The sequence below is a fragment of the Bacillus cereus group sp. MYBK195-1 genome (genome assembly GCF_051916605.1).
Taxonomy (GTDB): domain Bacteria; phylum Bacillota; class Bacilli; order Bacillales; family Bacillaceae_G; genus Bacillus_A; species Bacillus_A cereus.
Map to the genome: position 1 here is coordinate 1 of NZ_JBQAGZ010000020.1, position 5,772 is coordinate 5,772.

Sequence of the window (5,772 nt, forward strand, 5' to 3'; positions counted from 1 at the left end):
GATGGCAGAGAGGTCACACCCGTTCCCATACCGAACACGGAAGTTAAGCTCTCTAGCGCCGATGGTAGTTGGGACCTTGTCCCTGTGAGAGTAGGACGTCGCCAAGCAACTTTAAGACGAGTCAGAATGACTCGTCTTTTTTGTGTTTTATAAAAATAAGAATGGCTGGTAAATCTCAGTTTATTAAAATTTCACTTTATTGTTCACATCAACAAGTTCAAAACGCTCACAGACGAGTAACATATCTTCAGAGAAATTAAGACCAAGCTCATTTAGTTCCTTTGTAAAAAAACGAACATGGGTGTCTCTCCAGTAATTATAAGTACGATCTCCTTCGCCTTCAGCGATAGCGAATTCTTCGCTTACTTCATTCATTGGTGTTACAGTTACTTCTATTGTCTTAATAATAGCTACAGGTTCATCATTACTATTGAGTATAATACTATAATCAATAGTAGTCGGTAGTGATTCATGTTCTAATTCATAAAAAATGTGACCGGAGCATGTAGCGGTTTTAATACCGTCAATTACTAGTTGTGCAAGATAATTAGGGGCATCCCCAAATTGCCAAGCTGTAACAGATTCTGGTTTTTTGTTGTTTCCCCAATAAGTATCCCAATATGTCTGTGCTAATTGATTCATTTTTATCGTTACCTCACTCTAATTCATATTTAGTCTCTTTATAATTCCTAGGAAATTTACTTACTTATTTAGTATGTCTTTGTACTCATTTAAAAGTTGTAGCGGTGTGTTGCAAATTAAAAAGATACTATGTGGAGTGAATATAGTTTGTAAATATGTTCTGTACATATATGGAATCTTTAATTTTCCAATTGCATTTTATGATAAAGGATGTAGTTACTTAAAGAACGTTCAGATTATGAATGGTAGTTTATTATCACTATGCCATATTGAAGTGAGTAATACTAGAGTTAAAATAGATGAAAAAACTGATATTCTAAATTGAATATCAGTTTAATAATATGTGACTTATATGAATCTATAGCAATACGAAAAGCGTAAATAAGATAGCCAACAAAATACGATAGTACGCAAAAGGTTTTAAACCTATCTTCTCTAAAAGCTTTAGAAAAGTTACTACCGCTAGCATCGCTACTATAAAAGAGGTAATGAATCCTACCGCAAACATAGGGATGTCATCGACACTTAAATACTTCCAACTTTTTAGTAAGTCTAAGCCTGTAGCCCAATCATTACAGGAAGAGCTATTAGAAAAGAGAATTCAGATGCAGTCTTATAATTTACTTTTGCTAATAGACCTCCAGAGATAGTAGAGCCAGCTCTAGAGAAGCCAGGGTATACTGCTAAGCACTGAAATAATCCGATTGTTAAAGCTTGGCGGTATGTTAAATCGTCCAGTGAATAGGCTGCTGCCTCTTTCTTTTTTACTTCTGCAAAGAGCATAAGAATTGCACCTGCTACAAGTCCAATCACAACAGTGTATGGCTGGAATAAGTATGTTTTAATAATATCATGTAGTAGCAAACCAGCAACCACTGCCGGAAATACGCCAAGAAATACATGGAACGCGTTGAATTTTTTTTCTTTCTGTAGAAGAGGCTTAATATTACATAAAGAAACGAGACGTTTATGATATAAAATTGCAATGGCTAAAATTGCGCCTAGCTGAATAACAATTTCAAACGTTTTCGCTCTTTCTCCCTCAAAGCCTAATAAATGCCCGACTAATATAAGATGGCCAGTAGAGGATATAGGTAAAAATTCAGCTAATCCTTCTACAATACCGAGTATGAAGGCAATAATGATATCGCTCATAGTTTCACTCCTACAAATTAATGAATGTCTACTTTTTTAAAATAGAATAGTGTTGCAATAAATCCGGAAATTGTCGTTACTGCAATGATGATATAAGAATACTCTGGTGGATATGTCGGTTGTAATTCGTTATTTGCGATATCTAGAGTAGCGGTCCACGGGAATAAATCTTTATGCTTGGAGTTTACGAGCATAAGATTAGTCATTGTAATAATGACTGTTAATATAATGGGCGGTACATAGCTCTTCATTACAAGAGTTAGTAGCACAATAGGTGAAGACAATAGAAAGAGAAGTCCACCACATATTAAAAATTCTAGGAAAGAACCTAAAAGTAAAGAAATGTTAAAGCCAGGGAAGTTCCCCAATAGCCCTAATATTAAAGTAAGTGCCCAAGCGACTAAAGTTAGCATCATAATCCAAAGAAAGAGAATGATGAATTTACTTATAATAAAGCTAATGCGCGACACGGGGATAGTTAGTAAATTTTTCAGTGTATCTTCTGCATATTCACGGGTAAGCAAATATGCAACCACTACTCCATATAAGGGGAATCCTATAACTAAAGTAGTATATAAGTTAACGTCAGTGAATAATTGATGGAACCAAATAGTTGGAGTAGGCTGTTTTGTTTTTATATGTATATAAGAGGCTACTACAACTAAGAAAGGTGCGACACCAGCACCAATAATGCTAATTAAAAACATATTAGAGCGTTTTAGTTTTAAGAGTTCTGTATAGAGTAGATTAACCAATTGTTCCACCTCCAACTAGTTTGGTGAAATAATCTTCTAGTCTATCTTCGCTTATCATCATTTTTAATACTTCAATATCGTTAAGAACAAACGTTCTGTTTATGTATCCTTGTTGTCCAAAATGAGAGTAAATACGAATATTTCCTTCATCATGTACTTCATAATCAAAAATTTGAAGATGATTTTCTAATAACATCACAGCTTTATCGTCATTATTCACTTGAAACTCTATGTACTTACGGTTTGCTTTGCGCAGCGTATCAAGAGAAAATTCTTCTAGTAACTTTCCTTCATGAATAATTCCGATACGATCGACCAACTGTTCTATCTCGGCTAATATGTGACTAGAAATGAGTATTGTTATATTTCTTTCTTGAGCTAAAGAATGAATAAGTTTTCGTATTTCTTTAATACCAATAGGGTCTAGTCCGTTAGTTGGTTCATCTAATATGAGTAGCTCAGGATAATGGAGAAGAGCGCGTGCAATTCCTAAGCGTTGCTTCATTCCTAAAGAATACTTTCCTACTAACTTTTTTGTCTCATGCTGCAAGCCTACTATTTCTAATGCTTCTTCGATAGCATTCTTTTTGTGAACCCCAATTATCTTTGCATTAATTAGTAGGTTTTCTTTTGCAGTTAAGTTTTCATAAAATCCTGGAACTTCAACTATAGAACCAATTCTGCTTAAAATATCTTTTTGATTTTGGAATAAGTTCTCTCCGAATATTTCAATCGTTCCACTTGTAGGCTTTATAAGACTAAGCAGCATACGAATGGTTGTTGTTTTACCAGCACCGTTGCGGCCTATGAAGCCATAAATCTCCCCTTGTTGAACATTAATATTTAAATTATCTACTGATTTTTGATTGCCATATACTTTAGTAAGGTTAGTCGTTTTTATAATTGTATTTATAGGAGACACCTGCTTTCTATAAGTTCTTACTTACATCATAAAAAGGAAGGCTTAACTGCATATTAATCATTTCTTAACTATTTCTTAAAAGTATTGTGTTTTGGAATAGAAAAGCCAAAAGTAGTTCGTTTCCATGGAGTACTTTCAACCCATATATGCCCACCATTTTTTTCAACGAGTGCTTTAGAAATAGAGAGTCCGAGACCGCTACCACCACATGAAGAGTTTCTTGATTGTTCGCTTCGGTACATTCGCTCAAATATGTTTTGTAAATCATGTTTTGGAATACCAGGGCCTTGATCCCAAATATGAAGTTTGTATTCTGCATCAGCTTCTAGCAGTTCGACTCCTATTGTTTTCCCATCCTTTCCGTAATAAATTGCATTTTTCATTAAATTACCGATAATCCGCATAATGCTTAGATGATCTGCGATGATAGGACAAGTAGACTCTGGTATGAGAATTTGCAGTTCGATGTTATGTTTTGAGAGCTCAGGTAAAAATTCAATCAAAACTTCTCTAGTAACTTCAGAAAAGTCGAGTTCTTCTTCTTTTAGTGGAAATTCATTAGCGTCTAGCTTCGCCATATTGAATATTTCATCAACTAGGTGCTTTAAGTTATTTGATTTCATATAGAGTATTTTAAGATATTCTTGTTTTTCTATTTCAGAAGCAGCAACTCCGTCTTTCAAAGCATCTATATATCCGATAATGGAGGTGAGTGGTGTTCGTATATCGTGGGAGATACTAGACAAAAGTTGTTTTCTGGATTCCTCGGATCTTTTGGCTTCAATCTGAACCTGCTCTAATTTAGCTATTAGCTCGTTTATTGAAAAAACGATATTATGTAATGAGTGGTCATTGCTTGTGAATAATCTCGTTTGTAAGTTTCCTTTTAGTACACGACTTAATTTAGTATCCATTGCTTTGCGATGTTGAATGAATTGTATTCTTGAAAAGAAGAGATAAATTGTAATTAAGATAAGGATAATAAATAAAGACATTTTTACTCTTGGGCCCATTTGTATGTTTAAAATCCCACAAATGATAAGTTGTAATGAAATAAGGAAGAGGGTTTTATCAGTCTTCAAGCTTTTCACCTACAAACTTATAACCAATTCCCCATATAGTCTGAATGAATTTTGGATTGGAAGGGTCAATTTCTATTTTCTTTCTAAGTTTTCGAATATGTACCATAACGGTATTGTCATCTTCTATATAATTATCGTCCCACACATTTCGGAAGAGCTGTGTTTTTGTAAATACTTGCCCTGGGTTTGAAGTGAAGAATTTTAACAGTTCCAATTCTTTTCCGGTTAAGCTGATTTCTTCTTTGTTTGTATGAACTGTGTATGTATTTAAATTGATAGTTAGTCCTTTAAAAGATAAAGTAGTTTTTTCTTGAACAGTATTGTTACTTCCGAGAACTAAAAAACGTCGCATAAGAGCTTTTACTCGTGCAATTACTTCGTGAATGCTGAAAGGTTTCGTAATATAATCATCAGCACCAATGCTTAAACCTAAAATTTTATCAACTTCGTGATCTTTAGCTGTGAGCATTAATATAGGTATGTTAGTTTTATCTCTAAGTTTTTTACATACCTCGATTCCATCTATTTTGGGCATCATAAGATCTAATATAACGAGGTTATATTTATTTTGATTAAATAAATGCAAGGCTTCTTCGCCGTTGATTGCAGTGTCTACCATGTATAATTCTCGTTCTAAATATATTTTTAATAAATTTCGGATTTCTTTATCGTCGTCTGCTATAAGGATACGTATATCTTTCATATCTTCACCTGCTTCTAATAGAGTTTTATTGATAGTACAACAACTCTCTAATTATATACTAGTATTTGTTAAAATAAGGTTACTAGTTTTGTTGGAGGAAAACGTCCACACAAGTTAAGTCTAGAGTTAAAATTAACTTGAATATATTTGGAAAAATAAATTAAAGAGAAGCAGAAGGTGTGCTCCGATAATGAAATCCTATAGAGACGTATCTAGCTAAAAGAGCATAAAAATATTAAATTGAAGTTCTTTATAAAAAGGTGTTGACGATTATACTTTAGAGGTGTAATATAGAACAAGTCGCCGATGACAATAACGTCGCAAGCGACAAACGAAATGAAAAACTTAGTTGACATTGAAAGATGAAAATGTTAACATAAGGAAGTCGCAAATGAGCGACCGAGTAGTTCTTTGAAAACTGAACGAAACAAACAACGTGAAACGTCAATTTTTATTTTTAGATGCTAGACAAACTAACTTTATTGGAGAGTTTGATCCTGGCTCAGGATGAAC

Annotated in this window: 5 protein-coding genes, 1 rRNA gene and 1 pseudogene; 1 reads left to right on the plus strand and 6 read right to left on the minus strand. The window is 33.8% G+C overall.

The window, feature by feature from the left end; translation table 11 throughout:
• Nucleotides 1-107, plus strand: a 5S ribosomal RNA gene (gene rrf / locus ACTFRY_RS29570); the annotation flags it as partial.
• A gap of 76 nt (nt 108-183) precedes the next feature.
• Here the strand turns inward: rrf and ACTFRY_RS29575 are convergent.
• The 6 genes and pseudogenes from ACTFRY_RS29575 to ACTFRY_RS29600 all read right to left on the minus strand — a co-directional run bounded on the left by ACTFRY_RS29575 (nt 184) and on the right by ACTFRY_RS29600 (nt 5,259).
• Nucleotides 184-642 (minus strand): ASCH domain-containing protein, encoded by a 459-nt coding sequence (locus ACTFRY_RS29575; protein WP_001072418.1) that lies wholly within the window; start codon nt 640-642, stop codon nt 184-186.
• Nucleotides 643-1,000: 358 nt separating this feature from the next.
• Nucleotides 1,001-1,797: pseudogene (uppP, locus tag ACTFRY_RS29580) on the minus strand (undecaprenyl-diphosphate phosphatase UppP).
• Between the two features lie 17 nt (nt 1,798-1,814).
• Nucleotides 1,815-2,552, minus strand: a complete 738-nt coding sequence (locus ACTFRY_RS29585) for an ABC transporter permease (protein ID WP_000247716.1) — start codon at nt 2,550-2,552, stop codon at nt 1,815-1,817.
• A complete protein-coding gene (locus ACTFRY_RS29590; protein WP_098617321.1) occupies nt 2,545-3,474 on the minus strand; it encodes an ABC transporter ATP-binding protein in 930 nt (309 codons plus the stop codon). The genes ACTFRY_RS29585 and ACTFRY_RS29590 overlap by 8 nt, the downstream gene beginning before the upstream one ends.
• Nucleotides 3,475-3,542: 68 nt before the next feature.
• Nucleotides 3,543-4,556, minus strand: coding sequence for a sensor histidine kinase (locus tag ACTFRY_RS29595; RefSeq protein WP_136986521.1), 1,014 nt, complete (start codon nt 4,554-4,556; stop codon nt 3,543-3,545).
• Nucleotides 4,546-5,259, minus strand: coding sequence for a response regulator transcription factor (locus ACTFRY_RS29600; RefSeq protein ID WP_000651989.1), 714 nt, complete (start codon nt 5,257-5,259; stop codon nt 4,546-4,548). Before ACTFRY_RS29600 ends, ACTFRY_RS29595 begins: the two co-directional genes overlap by 11 nt.
• Nucleotides 5,260-5,772 lie beyond the last annotated feature (513 nt).

Bases quoted from the DNA above. Each gene is read 5' to 3' on its own strand.
- ACTFRY_RS29575 (WP_001072418.1), bottom strand. From the start codon at position 642: ATGAATCAATTAGCACAGACATATTGGGATACTTATTGGGGAAACAAC.
- ACTFRY_RS29600 (WP_000651989.1), bottom strand. From the start codon at position 5,259: ATGAAAGATATACGTATCCTTATAGCAGACGACGATAAAGAAATCCGA.